General features: G+C 56.8%; 4 protein-coding genes. 1 reads left to right on the forward strand and 3 read right to left on the reverse strand.

Annotation, left to right across the window (positions count from 1 at the left end):
- Positions 1 to 20 precede the first annotated feature (20 nt).
- The 3 genes from QTL79_RS00925 to QTL79_RS00935 all read right to left on the reverse strand — a co-directional run bounded on the left by QTL79_RS00925 (position 21) and on the right by QTL79_RS00935 (position 16,853).
- Entirely contained in the window at positions 21 to 15,473 is a 15,453-nt protein-coding gene (locus QTL79_RS00925; RefSeq protein WP_346353049.1) for an amino acid adenylation domain-containing protein, read from the reverse strand.
- 199 nt (positions 15,474 to 15,672) lie between these two features.
- Positions 15,673 to 15,942 carry a hypothetical protein gene (locus tag QTL79_RS00930; RefSeq protein ID WP_346353050.1) on the reverse strand — a complete coding sequence of 90 codons (270 nt, stop codon included), beginning with the start codon at positions 15,940 to 15,942 and terminating at the stop codon, positions 15,673 to 15,675.
- A 128-nt stretch (positions 15,943 to 16,070) separates the two neighbouring features.
- Positions 16,071 to 16,853, reverse strand: a complete 783-nt coding sequence (locus QTL79_RS00935; RefSeq protein ID WP_346353051.1) for a C39 family peptidase — start codon at positions 16,851 to 16,853, stop codon at positions 16,071 to 16,073.
- Positions 16,854 to 17,031: 178 nt separating this feature from the next.
- Between QTL79_RS00935 and QTL79_RS00940 the strand changes: the two genes are divergently transcribed.
- Positions 17,032 to 18,141 carry a coiled-coil domain-containing protein gene (locus tag QTL79_RS00940; RefSeq protein WP_346353052.1) on the forward strand — a complete coding sequence of 370 codons (1,110 nt, stop codon included), beginning with the start codon at positions 17,032 to 17,034 and terminating at the stop codon, positions 18,139 to 18,141.
- Positions 18,142 to 18,168 lie beyond the last annotated feature (27 nt).

Below are 18,168 nucleotides of genomic sequence, written 5' to 3' on the forward strand. Positions count from 1 at the left end.
GCATACTCCTTTCTTTTCTTCTAGCTCATGCTGACGACCAGTTTTTCCAAGCGTCGTACCCGTTTGTGCATTTCCTGCAGCAGCGCGAACGCAGCAGCCGGATTGCTTTGCAGCCTTTCTTTCAACAGTTCGGCAGGTATCGCCAGCGCGACCACGTCGCCCATCACGGCTTCTGCGGTAACGGCAGCATTTGCTTCGCCGAAAAGACTTTCTTCGCCGAGGAAATCCTTTTCGCCCGCGATGCGCAGCGTACCCGACCAACCGCCGGCCGAGCTGCGGCTGATTTCAGCAAACCCGTCGACAAGCAGATAGAACGTGTCGTTCGCATCCCCTTCCCAAACGAGGCTGCTTTCGTCGTCATAGAGCCGAAGCTGCGACTGTGCCGCAAGCCCGGCCGCCTCCGTCTCGGATAGGTCTTTGAAGAACGGCGTTTGCAGCAGGAATTCGCTGCGCTCCGTCAGCGCCCGGAAGATCATTTTCTGCAAAGCCGCGCTGTTCAGCTCCGCCCAGGCAAAGCCAAGTTTCTTCAACAGAAGCTCGGTTTTCTCTCCCCAGACAAGCAGCTTGGCCTCGCGCGTCTCTTCCGCCTTGTCGTCCGCCTCATCCATCCAGCCGAAGTGCAGCATGATCTGCTCGATATGCTTTTGGAAAGCGGCATTATCATAGCGGCGTTCCAGATAATCGATGAAAGCTTCGTAAGACAGGCTTTGCACCTGCAGCTTAAGCGCCGCATCGGTCAAAACTTCCTCCAGGAGCAGATTCTGCGTATTGTAGAGATGATGCGTCTCCTGGCGCAAGGCCGGACAAGAGGCCAAACGCACAATCGCTGCCGCCAGTTGGTCGACAAACGAGAATTCGACTTCGGTCCCTTCCGGCACGACGCCGAGATTGACGAAGGCTTTTACCTGCAGATAAAAGGCATTCTCCTCGATATTTTCCTGATAAACGCCGCTATCCGACTGGAAGACGATATTGCCGACCCGGTAGATGTTGGCGTTCAAGCCTCGTTCCCGCGCGGCGGCTACCGCCTTCTCCGCTTCCAACTTAGTCTTCAGGTAATAATTTTCCGGTTCCTGGCCGATATCGGTCTCGTATTCGCTGAACACCGCCGCTTCGCAGCCATCGATCCGCCCCTCACTGACCGAAATGGTGGAGATATGATGAAAGTCCTTCCTGTCTCCCTGCTCGGCCAAAGCGAGCAGCGCCAGCGTCGTTTCGACGTTGCTGCGCCGAAACTCCTCATAATGGCCGTAATGACGTACATTGGCGGCGCTGTGCAAAATGCAGTCGACCTTTCTGACAAGCGCTGCATACGCCTCCGGCGTCAGACCGAACTGCGCTTCCTGCAGATCGGCAGGGATAACATCCAGCCGGTTTGAAGCCAGCGCGCGTTCGGCAAACGCTGCGCCGAAATAGTAGACCATTTTTTCCTGCAGACGCCGCTTCGCTTCCTCCTCGCTCGCCGCCCTGACCGGCAGGACGATTCCGCTCTTTGACGTCTCCAAAAGTTCGCGCAGCAGATGGCAGCCGAGATAGCCGGTCGCTCCGGTAAGCAGCACGTTCCGGTACTCTCTTTTCCCGCTCAGGTCGAGCGCTTCGTAACGCGCATTCGCGTTCCGGTACGCAGCCAGTTTTTTCTCAACCTCTTGGAGCGCACGCTCGCTCAGTTCCGGTTCTTGCTGGCGGAAACGCTCTTTCAATTGCGCCAGTCTTTGATTGCGCTTGTTCTGCTTGCTTTTGCAGTTCGCAGCGAGCGCTTCGACGGTCTGGTGCTCGAAGATCTGATTGATGTTGATTTCAAAATAAGGCTGCAGCTTTGCGGTCACGGTGATCGCCTTGATCGAGTTGCCGCCGATCTGGAAGAAATTATCCTGTACGCCGAGTTCCTCTTTGCCCAGCACCTCTTTCCATACCTTGAGCATCTGCGCCTCGCCCGGATTGGCCGCTGCCTGGTATGTAGCCCGGTTTTCCGTTTCGCCGCAGCTAAACGCGGGTTCAGGCAACGCGCGCCGGTCGATCTTGCCGTTGGCGGTAAGCGGTATCGCCGCGACTTCCATGAAGCAGGACGGCAGCATATATTCCGGCAGATAGCGCAACAGGAACTCTTTTAACTCCTCCACCGCCGGGCGCGCTTCGCGCAGCACCAGATACGCCGCAAGATAGTTCGCGCCGCTTGGGTCGAACGCCTCGATTACCACCGCATCCTCGACGCCGTCATGACGCAGGATCTGCTGCTCGATCTCACCGAGTTCGATCCGATAACCGCGTATCTTGACCTGTTGATCGATGCGACCCAAAAATTCGAGATTGCCGTCCGGCAGCCAGCGCACCAGGTCGCCGGTTCTGTAGATTCTGGCGTTCTTCTCGCCCAGCGCAAACGGGTTCGGCGCGAATTTCTCCGCAGTCAGTTCCGGCTGGTTCAGATAGCCGCGCGCCACTTGACTGCCCGCGATGCAAAGTTCTCCCGCAACGCCCGGCGGCTGCAAGCGCAGCTTTTCATCCAGTACATAGAGCCAGGTATTGCTGAGCGCTTTGCCGATCGGAATATTGGCATATTCCCTGTCCACTTCGAAGACCGTGGCCGAGACCGTGCACTCGGTCGGGCCGTATTCGTTGACCAGCTTATATTTGCGCGGCCGGTAACTTTTCAGTTTGTCGCCGCCGGTGACCAGCGTCCGCAGCGACTCGTTGTCGACCAGCGCAATGAACTGCTCGCAAAACTGCGTCGGCAGATTGGTGATCGTGATCTGCTGCGCCTCGAAGTACTCGTTCAGTTCGAACGGCGAGAGGCGCAATTCGTCCGCGATGATGTGCAGCGTCGCGCCGCAGGTAATGAACGGCATCGTCTCCCAGACCGAAGCGTCGAAACCAAAGCCCGAATAGGCGGCCGCGTTGTCCGCCGCCGTAACCGCGTGATATTCCCTGTGCCAGTTGCAAAGATTGACCAGGTTGCGATGTTCGACCATGACGCCTTTGGGATTGCCGGTAGAACCGGAGGTATAAATGACATACGCCAGATCGCCCGGTTCGCTCTGGTTCTCGATCGCTGCCGCTTCGCCTGCGTACAGTTCCTCCTGCGTCAGATCCAGCCACTCGCCGGAAAACGTTTCGCATTTCTCCCGCAGCGCAGGCTGGCTCAGCACCCATTTCGCGCCGCAATCCCCGAGCATATAGGCGATTCGCTCCGGCGCGTAAGCGGGATCGATCGGCACATAAGCGCCGCCCGCCTTCAGCACCGCCAAAATCGCAAGCATGATCTCCGCCGAACGGTTCACGATGATCGCGACGCGGTCCTCGCGGCCTACGCCCTTGCTGCGCAAAAGCTGCGCCAGCCGGTCGGTCTTTTGATCCAGTTCACGATAACTGTAGCGCTCTTCTTTAAAGACAAGCGCCGCTTTCTCCGGGAATTGTCTGACCGTTCTGGCAAACAATTCTGTCACCGTATGCTGCGCCGAATGCAGCGACGTCGCATTGCCGAACTGTTGCAGCAACGCTTTTTGTTCGGCGGCGGTCATGACTTCGACCTCGCCGAGCAAGACCGCTTCGTTTGCCGCAAGCGCGCGCAGCAGATTGACGAAATGACGGCTCATGCGTTCGACCGTCTCACGCGCAAACAGGCTGACGCTGTATTCGAATTCCAACCGGATGCCGTTCTCTTCTTCCGCCGCTTCGAGCGTCAGGTCGAACTGCGCCGCACTTGCGCCGCCTTCATACGGCTGAAGCGTAAGCTCCGTCTTTTCATTTTGCGCCGACTCTTCCTTGCCGTTAAAGCTGAACATGACGTCAAAGAGCGGGTTGCGGCTCGGATCGCGCCGGATATTCAAGCGTTCGAGCAGCATTTCAAACGGAAACTCCTGGTTATTCAGCGTTTCGAGACAGGTCTGCTTCACTTCTTTTAAAAACGTTTGGAACGTTTTCTCCGGCGACGGATAACTGCGGCAGGGCAGCGTACTGACGAACATGCCGAGCATCTCGTTCAGATCGGCATGCGTTCTGCCGGAGGAGGGCGTACCGACGATAATGTCGTCCTGGCCGATGTATTTATGCAGCAAGACCTGGTACGCAGCCAGAAGGAGCATGAACAGCGTCGCCTGCTCCCGTTCCGCCAGAGCCTTGAGCGCCGCGCTGAGTTTCGCATCGAGCCCGAAGGAAACAACCTCGCCTTCGTAACTGCGCAGTGCAGGGCGCGGGTAGTCAAGCGGCAGATTGAGCACCGGCAATTCGCCGTCAAAGGCGCGCAGCCAATACTCTTCCTGCTTCCTGACCGCCGCCGACTGCAGCCTTGTTTCTTCCCAAAGCGCAAAATCGCCGTACTGCAGCTTTAGCGGCGGCAGCGTCTTGCCCTGATAGAGTTCCAGCAGTTCGCGCAGGAAGATGTCCAGCGAAATGCCGTCAAAGACGATATGATGCACATCGAGGAGCAGGACATGCTCCTGTTCGCTGACTTCGAGCAATTCGACGCGCAAAAGCGGCGGTTTGGCAAAGTCGAAGCGACGCGCAAACGCTTCCAGCCGGGCCTTGATCTCCTCCCGCTTCACCTGCGACAAGCTTTTTTTCAGATGCACCTTGTCCGCCACGCGCTGCATCGGCTGTCCGTCGACAAGCAGAATGCCGCTGCGCAGGACAGCATGGCGTTTCAGCAGTTCGTCAAACGCCGCGCTCAGCTTCGCCTTATCGAGACGCCCGTTCAGTATGAACGCGCTGGTGATATGGTACGACGTGCCGATGCCGCTCATTTGCTCCATGACAAAAATGCGTTTCTGTTTGGAGGACAGCGGATAGTATTCCCGCTCGCCAACGCAGGGAATCAGTTCTGCCGCGCCTTTTTCCTGGCGGCAGACCAGTTCGCTGAGCGCCCTGACGGTCGGACGGGCAAAGACTTCGTCATATTCGAGCGTCACCGCAAACGCCTTTTGAATCTTGGCGATCAGCAGCGTGACCTTGAGCGAGTGCCCGCCCAGTGCAAAAAAGTCGTCTTCGACGCCGATCTCAGCGACGCCGAGCACCTCCTGCCAGATCTGCACCATCCTGGCCTCTTCGTCGCTGCGCGGCGCTGCATAGGCAAGGCTGCGCAACGCCGGTTCCGGCAAGGCCCGCCGCTCGATCTTGCCGTTGGCATTCAGCGGAATGGCCGCCATGAAGATATAGTGCAGCGGCAGCATATACGCAGGCAGATCCAGACTCAGATACTCGTTCAGTTCTTTCGCGCTCGTATCCGGTTCGGCCACGACATAGGCGCAAAGGTATTTGCCGCCCAGCGCATCTTCCCGGTCAATGACCACATTGTCTTTGACCGCAGCATGCTTTTGCAAACGCTGTTCGATTTCGCCCAGTTCGATCCGGTAGCCGCGGATTTTCACCTGCTGGTCGATACGGCCTAGGAATTCAAGATTGCCGTCCGGCAGCCAGCGCACCAAATCGCCGGTCTTATAAAGGCGTGCATTTTCTTCGCCGGTCGCATACGGATTGGCGACGAATTTTTCCGCGGTCAGCTCCGCCCGCGCGTGATAGCCGCGCGCCAGCTGTTTTCCTGCGATGCAAAGTTCGCCCGGCACGCCGACCGGCTGCAAACGCGCCTCTTTGTCGAGCACATAAAGCCAGGTATTCGCCAGCGGTTTGCCGATCGGTATGTTTTCATACGCCCCGTCCAGCACGAACGCGGTCGCCGAAACCGTATACTCGGTCGGCCCGTATTCATTGACCAGACGGTACGGCTGCGGCCGGTAATATTTCAGTTTGTCGCCGCCGGTGACCAGTGTCTTCAGCGACCGGTTCTCCGTCATTTCCATAAACTGCTCGCAAAGCTGCGTCGGCAGATTGGTGATCGTGATGCCGTGCGTTTCAAAGTAACGGTTCAGTTCCAGCGGCGCGAGCCGTATCGCATCCGGCAGGATATGAAGCTGCGCGCCCGCGAGCAGGAACGGATAGATTTCCCAGACCGAAGCATCGAAGCCGAAACCAGAATAGGCAGCCGCCCGGTCCTCTTCCGTCACGCCGTGAAAACGCAGATGCCAGAGGCAAAGATTGATCAGGTTCCGCTGTTCGATCAGCACGCCCTTCGGTTTCCCGGTCGAACCCGAGGTATAAATCAGATAAGCAAGGTTGTTTTCGTTGTTTAACGCATCCGGATTGCTGCCGTCTTTTTCTCTTTCATAAAGGGACGGGTCATCCAGCAGCAAGCGTTCGCCCTGATACGCGCCGCCCTTTTCATGCAAGCCTTGCTGCGTTAAGAGCAAGTGCGCGCCGCTGTCTTCGAGCAGATATTCGATTCTCTCTTCCGGATAGGCCGGATCGATCGGCAGATACGCGCCGCCTGCTTTCATCACGGCCAGCGAACCGAGCACGATTTCCGCGCCGCGTTCCACCATGATCGCCGCGACGCTGTCCGCTCCGATCCCTTTTGCGCGCAAGAGACGGGCCAGGCGATTCGTTTTTTCATTCAGCTGCGCATACGTATAGCTTTCTTCTTTATAGACCAGCGCGATGCGCTCCGGATACCGCGCCGCCATTTCCTCAAACAAACGGTTTGCGGTCATCCCGTCCGGCAATGCCAGTCGCTCGCCGCAGAACGTTTCCAGCAGACGCTGCCGCTGCCGCGCAGGCAGAATTTCGATCCGCTTCACGGCCATTTGCGGCTCGGCCGCGACCTGTTCCAGCACCGTGAGCATCTGTTCCTGCATCTCTTCGATCAGCGCCGCCTTGACTGCCAGCGCATTGTAACTGAAACGGATCTCCATCTCCGGCCCCGGCACGATTGCCAGACCGAACGGATAGCTGATCTGGTCGAAGCCGCCGACCTCGCTTACCTCGAGTCCGCTCTTGAAGCCTTCTCCGCCTTGCGGCAGATTCTGAAACGCAATCAGATGACTGATCAGCGCGCTGCGCAGCGTTGTCTGCGCCTGAATTTCGGCCAGCGGCAAATACTCGTAGCGTTCCGCCGCGAGCGAAGCCTCCTGCATTTCCTGCAGCACTTGCGCGAACGTCGCTTCCGGCGTACAGCGCACCCGCACCGGAATCGTGTTGATAAACAGGCCGACCATCTCTTCGGCCTCGCTCACTTCGGGCGTCCGTCCTGAGATGACCGCGCCGAAGACGACATCCTCCCGGTTGTTGTAGCGTTGCAGTAAAATACCCCAGACGGCCTGCAGGATGATATTCAGCGTAACCTGCTCTTTTTGCGCGACTTCCTGCAGCCTTGCGGTCAGTCTCCGGTCCAGAAGGAGCAGACTTTCCTCGGGGCGATAGCCGTTCGCCGTGTTTTGCACCTGCGGCAATACGGTGGCGCTGTCGCAACCGGCCAGATATTGCCCCCAGTACGCCTTGGCCTCTTCCTGATCCTGCCGCTGCAGCCATTCGATATAGCGTCTGTACTGCGGCGCCGTTTCCGGCAGAGGCTCGCCGTAGCCGCCGAACAGATCTTGCGCGACGATGCTCATGCCCCAGCCGTCCATGATGATGTGGTGAAAACTGAGCAGTGCGATATGGCGACGCTCGCCGGTTTTAAAAAGCGACAGCCTGAATAGCGGCTCCGCATCGAGACGGAACGTTTTTTTGCGTTCTTTTTCCTGATAGGCGGCAATCCGTTCCTCTTGCTGTGTCGCAGCCTGCTGCGAAAGATCTTCGTAATGGATGGTAATTTGCCGTTCGGCAAGCACCACCTGGCGGATGGCTTCCTCATGCACGAAAGCCGTGCGCAGCGCACCATGCTTTTTGACGACCGCGTTCAGATGCTGCTCAAAGCGCGCCGCGTCCAGTTCGCCACGGATCTCCATCAGCGATTGCTCAAAGTACGCTTCCGAATTCGGCTGGCTCAGCGCGATGAAGAGCATCCCCTGCTGCATTGCGCTGAGCGGATATACGGCCTCTATGTTCTCGCCGTAACGATCACGCAGGAGCTGCAGTTCTTCCAGCGTCAGCGTGACGTCGCCGAGATCCGACGGCGTGGCTTCGCTCTTTTTCCGGCTGACGCAATGTTCGAGCAGCGCAAGCAGCGCCCGTTCATAGCCCTGCAGCAAGCGGGCGATCGTCTCTGCGTCATAGTCGAGCCGGCTGTAGTTCAGCGAGACTTCGAGCGCCCCGTTCATGATGCCGCCGGAAACGATCAGCCTGAAATCGCGCGCTGAATCGGCGCTGACGTCTCTGCCGGCTTCGATCGCCGAGATACGGAACAAGCCGTTCTCGCTGCCGGCCGCATCGACCTGCCCCATGTAATTGAATTCGATTTCCGGCTGCAACTGGCGAATAAAACCGGGTTTTAACTCGTCCGGCGTCAGACGGCAGAGGATTTCATAACCGGCGCCCTTGTTCGGGATACGCCGGATCGTTTCCTTGACGCGCTTCAAGACAAGCCCCGGATCACGCTCTTTTCCGGCTTCGATCAACACCGGATAGGCCGCGGTAAACCAGCCGACCGTCCGGCTGACGTCAATGCCTTTTTGCATCTCCCCGCGTCCATGCCCTTCGAGCGTGACCGCGATTCGTTCCAGTCCCGCCCAGTTGCGCAGCGCCAGAGCCAGTCCGGCCAGCAGCAGATCCTCGACTTCGGTATTGTAAGCGCGGTTCGCCAGTTTCAGCAGCTCTTCGGTTTGTTTTGCGCCAAGCGAAAACGCGGCAGAGGCTTCATCGGCGACGGTGCTTTTTGCGTCCGGGTGGTCAAGCGGCAGCCTGTCGACCGGCCGCGCTTCGATCGCGCTCCAGTACGGCAGTTCACGCAGCAAATCCCGGCTTTTTGCATATTCGGCCAGGCTCTTTGCCCAAGCCTGATAGGAATCGGTCTTCGGCGGCAGTTGCAGCGGTCTGCCTTTTGCCGCCTGTTCATATGCGGTCGCAAAATCTTCGAGGATAAATTCCCAGGATAAGCTGTCGACCACCAGATGATGCGCGACGATCGCCAGATAGGACGCTGCGCCCTGCTGGACAAGCGTCGCCTTCAACAGCGGCCCTTCGGCAAGATCGAAGCTGCACTGCAGTTTTTCCCCTTCCTGGATCGCGATCTGCTTTGCATCCTCGTCTGCCAACGCGTGTCGCACCGTCAGCGTAAATAAGCTGCCCTCATCCGTTGCGCGGTTATATTGCCGCACCTTGCCGTCTGAAATCTGATACGTCATGCGCAACGCATCGTGATGTTCCACCACTTTAGCGAGCGCCTGCGCGGTGAATTCGGGCGCAAGCGCGTTTGCGGCATACAAAAGATTCGACTGGTTCCAGTGCTGCGGCTGCGCAAAATCGGCGGCAAAAAACCATTCCTGAATCGGCGTCAGCAGTGTTTCGCCGCTCACGGGCCTGCGATCCTCGGTCTTTTCCAGTTTTCTTACCTGTTCGCTTAATTCGCTGATGCGCGGATATTTGAAAAGCTGCTTCATCTCCAGTTTGATTTGCTCGCGTCCCAGGCGTGAAATCACCTGAATCGCCTTGATCGAATCGCCGCCCAGATGAAAGAAATTGTCCTGCACGCCGACGCGCTCGCAGCCGAGCACCTCCTGCCAGACGCGCGCCAGACATTCTTCCGTTTGATTGCGCGGCGCAAGATATGTCTCGCCGCTTTCCGCCTCGAAAACAGGCTCAGGCAACGCGCGCCGATCCACTTTGCCGTTGGCGGTGAGCGGAATCGCGGCAAGCTGCACGAAGCAGGACGGCACCATGTAGTCCGGAAGTTCTTTGCCTAAAAAAGCCTTTACCTCTTCCGGGCTGATTTCTTTTTCCGCCGTGAAGTAGGCGCAAAGATAGACGGCTCCCGCTGCACCGCTGCGGTCGATGACGATCGCATCCGTAACAACCGGATGGCTGAGCAGCTGCTGCTCGATTTCGCCAAGTTCAATCCGATAGCCGCGGATTTTCACCTGCTGGTCGATGCGGCCCAAAAACTCGAGATTGCCGTCCGGCAGCCAGCGCACCAAATCGCCGGTCTTATAGAGCCGCGCATTCTCTTCGCCTGTCGCGTACGGATTTGCAACGAACTTCTCCGCGGTCAGTTCCGGCCGGTTCAGATAGCCTCGCGCCAGCTGCGCTCCGGCGATGCAAAGTTCGCCCGGCACGCCCTGCGGCTGCAGCTGCATTTGGCGGTCGAGCACATAGAGCCAGGTATTGGCCAGCGGTTTGCCGATTGGAATATTTTCATAAGCCTTGTCCAACAGGAACGCGGTTGCCGAAATCGTATATTCGGTCGGGCCGTATTCATTGACCAGACGGTAATTGCGAGGCTTAAAGTTGCGCAGTTTGTCGCCGCCGGTGACCAGCGTTTTCAGCGACCGGTTCTCGGTCAATTCCATAAACTGCTCGCAAAACTGCGTCGGCAGATTGGTGATCGTGACGCCATTCGCTTCGAAATAGCGGTTCAACGCCTCCGGCGAAAGGCGGATATCTTCGGCAATAATATGCAGTTCCGCGCCGCAGGTGATAAAGGGGAAGATTTCCCACAGCGACGCGTCAAAGCCGAAGCCCGAATACGCGGCCGCGCAATCGTCGCTGCCGACCTGATGATAACGGTTCTGCCAGCAGCAAAGATTGACGAGACTGCGGTGTTCGATCAGCACGCCTTTCGGCTTTCCGGTCGAGCCGGAGGTATAGATGACGTAGGCCAGGTTGCGTGAGGAAACAGACGGCGCGGCAGCAATCGTCCCGTCCGCATAATTTTCTTCCTCTTCCAGTGCAAGAATCTTGCCGTCATAGTTTTGCGCTTTATCGCGCAGGCTCTTTTGCGTCAGCAGAGCCAATGCGCCGCTGTCTTCGAGCATATAGGCAATCCGCTCATCGGGATACGCAGGATCGATCGGCAGATATGCGCCGCCCGCTTTCATCACCGCCAATGCCGCGACAACAAACACTTCCGAGCGCTCCAGCAGCAGCGCGGCAATTTTATCCGCTCCGATGCCGCAACCTACGAGCGTTTGCGCCAAACGATCCGCACGCGTGTTCAATTCACGGTAGCTATAACGTTTTTCCTTATAAACCAGTGCGGTCTTTTCCGGCCAAGCGAGCGCCGCTTCTTCAAAGAGCTGATGCACCGTCTTCTCGCTCGGATAAGGGGCAGCCGTACGATTGAACTCGACCAGCAGTCGTTCGCGCTCCTGATTGTCCAGGAAATTGAAACGTGCAAGCTCACATTGCGGCGCTTTGCAGACTTCTTCCAACAGCGCCAGATAATGCCGCGTCAAACGCTCAATCGTTTCCCGCTTGAAAAGACGCACGCAATACTCTACGACAAGTTCAAGCGACTGTTCGCGTTCCTCCGCTTCGAGCGTCAGATCGACCTGCGCATTGCTTCCCTGCAGCGGGAAAAAGCTGCCTTTCAGTTCCGCGCTTTGAAAATCGGCGTTGCCCGCATTTTGCATCACGAACATCGTATCGAAAAGCGGATTGCGGCTGAGATCGCGTAGAATGCCTTTTTTCTCCATCAACATCTGGAACGGATAATCCTGATGCTCCATCGCGCCGAGCACCGTTTCCCTGACTTCGGTCAGCAAAGTCAAAAACGTTTTCTCGCCGGACGGATACGCGCGCAGGGGCAGCGTATTGACGAAGACGCCGATCATACCCGCCGCATCGGGGTGACTCCTCCCGGCCGACGGCGCTCCGACAATGACGTCGTCCTGTCCGCTGTAGCGCGCCAGTAACGCGTAATACGCGCTGAGCAGGATCATATTCAGGCTGACGTGCTGCTTCTCCGCCAAATCCTTTATTTTTTCGTACAACGCTTGCGGCAATTTGCATTCAATCCGGTCACCGGCAAAGCTCTGCTGCGCCGGGCGCGGATAATCGGTCGTCAGTTGCAGTACCGGCAGTTCGCCGTTTAACTCGCGCAGCCAGAAATCTTCCTGCTCTTTGTGGCGCGGGGAACGCAGGAACTCGTTATGCCAGGCCGCATAGTCCTTATATTGAAACGTCAATTTTTCCATTTTGACGCCGTCGTAAAACGCCGCCAGATCATGGAAGAAAAAGTCCAGCGACATGCCGTCAAAAATAATATGGTGCACTTCAATGAGGAAGATGTGCTCCTCTTCCGTCAGTCTGACTAAAACAGCGCGCAAGAGCGGCGTTTTCTCCAGATCGAACGCCTGCCCCATACCGCCCTGCCGTAGCAGTTCCATGATCCGCGCCTGTCCGGCTGAAGCTTCCGCTTGCAGACAGACCAATTTCACCTTTACCTCTGGCGCGATACGCTGCAGTATTTCTCCGTCTTGAAAAAGAAACGACGTGCGCAGCGCTTCATGCCGTTCGACGACCTGATTCAACGCCGCTTCCAACCGCTTTGCCTCGACCCGCCCCGCAATGCGGTTGGCAATCGCCACATGGTAGCTCGCTCCGACATCTTCCGCCTGATGCAACAGATACATCGCCTTTTGCGCCAGCGAGACCGGATACGCCTCGGCCAGCGGCACCGCAACGAAACCGGCGGCTTCGCCGCTGCCGCCTTCGCGCCCGATCCGCTCCGCCAGCCTGCGAATTGTCGGCAGTTTGAACAGTTCGCCCAATGCAATTTTTACGCCGCAGCGCTTTTGCAGACGCGCCTGCAAGATGCCCGCTTTGAGCGAATGTCCGCCCAGTTCGAAGAAACTGTCGTCGATCCCGATCCGGCTGAGTCCCAGCACTTCTTGCCAGATTTCAACGAGCTGTTCCTCCAGTTCGTTGCGCGGCGCGGCATAGGCTCGCTCGCCCATGCCTTTCAATTCCGGTTCCGGCAGCGCCTTGCGATCCACCTTGCCGTTCGCGGTGAGCGGCAACGCATCCAGCATGATGAAATAAGGCGGGATCATATAATCCGGCAAGTCAGCGGCCAAAAACGCATTCAGTTCTTCCGCGGCCAGCGTACCGGTCGTTACCAGATAGGCGCAGAGATACTTGTTGCCATCTTTGTCGTCACGGTCAATGACTGTGACGTCTCTGACTTTTTCATGTTGCATAATCTGCTGCTCGATTTCGCCAAGCTCAATGCGAAAACCGCGGATCTTGACCTGATAGTCGATCCGCCCCAGGAATTCGACATTACCGTCGCGCAGCCAGCGCGCCGAATCGCCGGTGCGATACATTTTCTCGCCCGGACAGAACGGGTCTGCGACGAATTTTTCCGCGGTCAGATCGGGACGGTTCAGATAGCCGCGCGCCAGCTGCGCTCCGGCAATGCAAAGCTCGCCCGGCACGCCGAGCGGCTGCAGGTTCTGATGTCTGTCCAAAATATAGATTCTGGTGTTAGCCAGCGGTTTGCCGATCGGGATATTGTCATAAAAACGGTCGACCTCGAACGCGGTCGCCGAGATCGTATATTCGGTCGGCCCGTATTCATTGGTCAGGCTGTACGCACCGAGGCGGTAGCTTTTCAGTTTGTCGCCGCCGGTGACCAGACGACGCAGTGCATTCGTTTCCGCCACATCCATGAACTGTTCGCAAAACTGCGTCGGCAGATCGGCAACCGTGATTTTTTGTTCCGCAAAATATTCATTGACCTGCAGCGGCGAAAGCCGCATCTCTTCCGGAATGATATGCACGGTCGCGCCGGCGGTCAGGAACGGAAAAATCTCCCAGACGCAGGCATCAAAACCAAAACCGGAATACAGCGCGGTACTGTCTTTCTCCGTCACATTATGATACTCGTTCTGCCAGGCGCACAGATTCAAGAGTGCGCGATGTTCGATCAGCACGCCCTTCGGTCTTCCGGTCGAACCGGACGTATAGATGACGTAGACAAGATTTTTCGCCGTCGCAGCGGAAACAACGTTTTCCGCACTACCTTCGTCTGCGTTGCAAACGGCAAGATCAAGCCACTCGCCGCCAAAACCTTCGCTTTTCGCGCGTAATTCCGGCTGGCTGATCAAAACAGGCGCACCGCTGTCTGCGAGCATATAGGCGATGCGATCGTCCGGATACGCAGGATCGATCGGCAGATACGCTCCGCCCGCTTTTAAGATCGCCAGTGGTGCGACCAGCATATCGAGACAGCGGTTCAAGAGCACGCCGACGATGCAGTCCGGCCCTACGCCTTTCTTTGCCAATAACGCCGCAAGCCGGTTCGCTTTTTCATTCAGTTCACGATAGCTGAGCGACTCGCCCTTGTAGACGACCGCGTCCTTCTCCGGATATTGTTCCGCCTGCGCTTCAAACAGCGCATGGATCGTCGTGTCGAGATGATAAGCGGCCTGCGTCGCATTAAACGTCTCGCGCACCAGCCTCTCTTCTTCCGGCGGCAAAAGCGGCAGCCGCCGCACTTCGTTTTCCGGCTCCTGAAGCGCCGCTTCAAGCAGAACGGTTATGCCAGAAAGCATTTGCCGGATTTCCTCGGCTGAGAAAAGTTCCGCCTGGTACATCGCAATGATGCGCAGCGCACCGCCCGCATCCGCGCTCTGCTTTTCGAGATAAAAATTCAGCGGCGACGGTTCATGTTCGGGCTCGACGTTCCAAAAGCTGACTTCCTCGGTATCCTGCGGCACGATCTCGCTCACATTGACCGTGATCAACTCCGGTTGATTGCCGTTCTTTTCCTTCAAGTCAAAGACCAGCTGTTCGTACGGATAGGCGCTGTGCTCAATGACCGCCTTCATTTCGACATTGAGCAGCTTTAGCAGTCCGGCAAAGCTTTGCTCGTCTTCGATTGCAAGCCGGAGCGGCAAGGTGCGGACAAACATGCCTGCGGTTTCCGTCGCCTGGCTGTTCGCGCGTCCGTGGTACGGCACGCCCAGCACCAGATCCTCGTTCCCGCTGACGCGCCAGAGATAGGACGCAACGGCGGCAATGAACTGGCGAAAGACCGTCGTGCGCAGCGTCCGGCAGTTTTTCTTCAGCCGTTGCTCCAGTTCCGACGGCAGCGCAAATTCTTCGCGCCCGCAGCGCAGCGTCTCCGCCTTGCGCTTATTAAACTGCAGCTTCATTTCCTCCGGTAAAACCGCATATTTCTCCAGCCAGTATTCTTTATCGCGCAGACGTTCGTCTGACGCTTCATACTCTCGCTCATGTTCCAGGTATTGCAGATAAGAATAGGCCGCTTTTTCCTCCTGCACATCCCCTTGCTGCAGGGAACGGTAGACGCGATTCACCTCGTGCGCCAGCCAGTTTAGCGTCCAACCGTCGGTGATCAGATGATGCAGTTGCGCCATCAAGGCGTTCTCGCCGTCCTTTGTCTCAATGAAGCAAAAGCGATAGAGCGGCGACGCATAGAGAGGAAACGCAACGCGCGCCTTTTCCCTTACCCAGTCGAGGCATTCCTTTCGATCGGCCAAAACGACATGCTGCAGCGCTACGCTGTTGTCTGCACTGATGTATTGCCGCACCGCTTCGCTTTCGCTCTCCGTCTCTTTCATCTGCAGGCGAAACGCGTCATGCCGCGCGATAATCGCTTCCAGCGTCTTTTTTAAGAGCGCCTTTTCCATTTTCGCCGCAAACCAAAAGACGCAGGTATTGTTGGCAAAGCTGGTGTTAGGGGAAAACCGCTCCGTATACATGATCCGCTGTTGCGGGTGACTCAGCGAAAACGTGTTTTTTTCCATTCGCGCGCACGCTCCTTTTTTCGTTCCAATGCTTATCTGCAAACCGGCTAAGCACAAATAAATCTTCTATAGGCCTATTCTATTTGTTTTCCGCCAAAACCTTCCTTAGTGCGCTTACGAGTTAAAACAGTCAAATCACACAGCGCTTATGTCTTTATTTTCCTACATAAAAAAGCGCCCCGTAGGGCGCTTGAACTGTCTATAAAATTCCCAGATGACAGAGAACCGATAAGCCTCTCGGCGTCACGTGCGCCGCAGCGAGCGAGTTCCAATCTTCTTGTCTCTCCGCCGCATCGCATTGTGCAGCGACCATCAAGCCATAATCCTGCAAATTTTGCACCGTCTCCGCAAGGCGAGGCCTGCCGACGCTATCGGCGATCGTTTCGCCGACCTCCTTCAGATCCGCCCGCTTCGTTTGCTCTGCAAGATAAATCTGCTTCAACAATTCCGCGCCCAATTCACCAATCATTACGCCATCTCCTTTTGCGTTTTTCTTTTGTTCAGTTTCGGCAATCGATTGAGAATCCCTGCACGATTTCCCCCGTCTCGCGCATGCATTCTGTATTCTTGCAGAGCGCGGCGTGCCTGCTTTTGAGCTTAGCGCGGTTTCGCGCTAAGCCATTGCTGCGTTTGTTGGCCTTTCGGCAGCATATGCGCGTCAAACCACATATAGTAAAACTTCTCCGACGACTGCACCACATAGCCGTCCTGCTTGTGATCCCCCGTGTCATACGAATCCGCCATAATCAGCACATCATCCGCTAGCGTATCCGTTCCCATCGTGTCATAACCGATAATGACGCGCCAATGCCCGCTCCAGTCGATGTTCTCGACCATGATCGGAGTATTGTTGCGCAGGTTTTCCAAGACAAAATTCTTGAAGTCCTCCTCCTTGGCAAAGGATACGCCTTCTTTGTTGGCGCTTGTCAGACTCGACTTCACATCCCAGCCGATTGCCTTAAAAAAAGCGACCATCCCCTGCGTATCCGTACCGACCACCGCTTTCGTCGCCATAATCTTGGCGATCTCTTTCTCCTGCCAGCTCGTGTTGCCGAAATGATGCAGCACCGTCAGCGCCGCGGCGGGGCCGCAGGTGATCTCAGTCGTCTGCTGGTAGGTCTTGTAACGCGGCAGAATCGTCAGCGTCGCGGTGGGCTGCAGGTTGTACACGTCAAGCGAGGGGAAATACGGCGAGTTCTCCACATTGCCAATCCCGTTGTAGGAAGAGGCGCCCTCCTTCGTGGTATCATAACCGGCCGGGTACGCGATAACACGCCCGCCGGCCGCTTCGTCGCTTGAAGCGGCCAGCGCCGGGCCGCCCGCGACCAGCAGCGCGACAAAGAGCGGTAAAAAAAATTTCGCGGACATCTTTCTCAGCATGCAGAATCATCCTTTCGTTTTTCAGACTCGTATCGTTTATCTATATTGAACAGACCAACGAAAGTTCCTTCCTGCGCGCTGAAAAATCCCCATTTCTTAAAATCTCCTTAAAATCCCCTTAACTTCTCTACCCTGCATGTCGATGAATTTATTGAGACTATTCGAAAGGGATGATCCTATGTTCATCGTGTCCCCGCTTGACCGTCCAGTCAGCATGACGTCTCTCCCCCAGACAAGCCAAAAAGACGCGTCGGCTCCGGCCGTTGCGCTCGTCACTTCAGACTTGGCAAACTCCCCCGCTTTCCAAGTCAACCTAAGCAACCAGCCGCCGCGGGAAAATCCGTTTCTTGCCCGTTTCCGCACCGCAGTGAACGCATCGACCGCAGAAAACGCCGCACATCCGGATCCTGCCGATGCTTCCTTCATTGAAGATTTCGCCCTCACCTACCGCAAATTATACGAAGAGATCCGCAGCGGCAAAAGCGACGGCAGCCTCGCCGAACTCGATGACGCTTACATTCAGGCGACCGAGCGCGCGGCCGATGCGCTTGCGCAGTCCTTTGTGCCGTATGTGCCCGATTCCTACGGCGCCGTGAAGACGCAGCTGCTCAATCTCAGCACCCGCGCGCTGGAAATAACGCTGCAGAATCCGACAAGCAGCGCGGCCGAGCTGAAGGGCATGATGGCCACCGAGCTGCAACAGGTAAAAAGCACGTTCAACGACAAACCGGTCAATCTGACCTACGGCGACGTCAAAGGCCTCTCCACGCTCATTCAGTCCCTGCAGCCGCTTTCGATGGCCTACTCGCCCAACGAGACCGCGCAGACCGTCGCGCAGCAGATGGGACGCTGGTACGCCGCCTATAAGAAAGTCGAGAAGAGCCTCTCTCCCGCCGTCGCCGCGACAGCGCGCACCAATATTAATCTTCATCTGCAGACGTTCAAGCTGATGAAGGCGTTCCAGCACCGGACGAAGAACCTTGAATCCGCGTTGACCGAACTAAGCGAAAAACTCGACAAGCTCTCCAAACAATTCAAGAAACTGGAGAAAGACCTCAAGCCGATGTTGCAGGCCAAAGACAAGAACATGCAGCAGATCAGCCGCCTCCTGAAGCAGCAGCAGGAATGCGCCGCCGAAATGGCCGCTTTGCGCGCGCAGATCAAGACCATATCCGATCAGCAAAGCGAACTGAACGATCATCCGGAATCGATCAAGGACTCGGAGGAATACCAAGGCATCGACACCGCGTTCAAGACGATACAATCCGGTATCGATTACAATTCCTGATGCGCGTTGCAACGCATTAAGAAGCCG

Origin of the sequence: Azotosporobacter soli (genome assembly GCF_030542965.1) — a bacterium.
Classification (GTDB): Bacteria; Bacillota; Negativicutes; order SG130; family SG130; genus Azotosporobacter; species Azotosporobacter soli.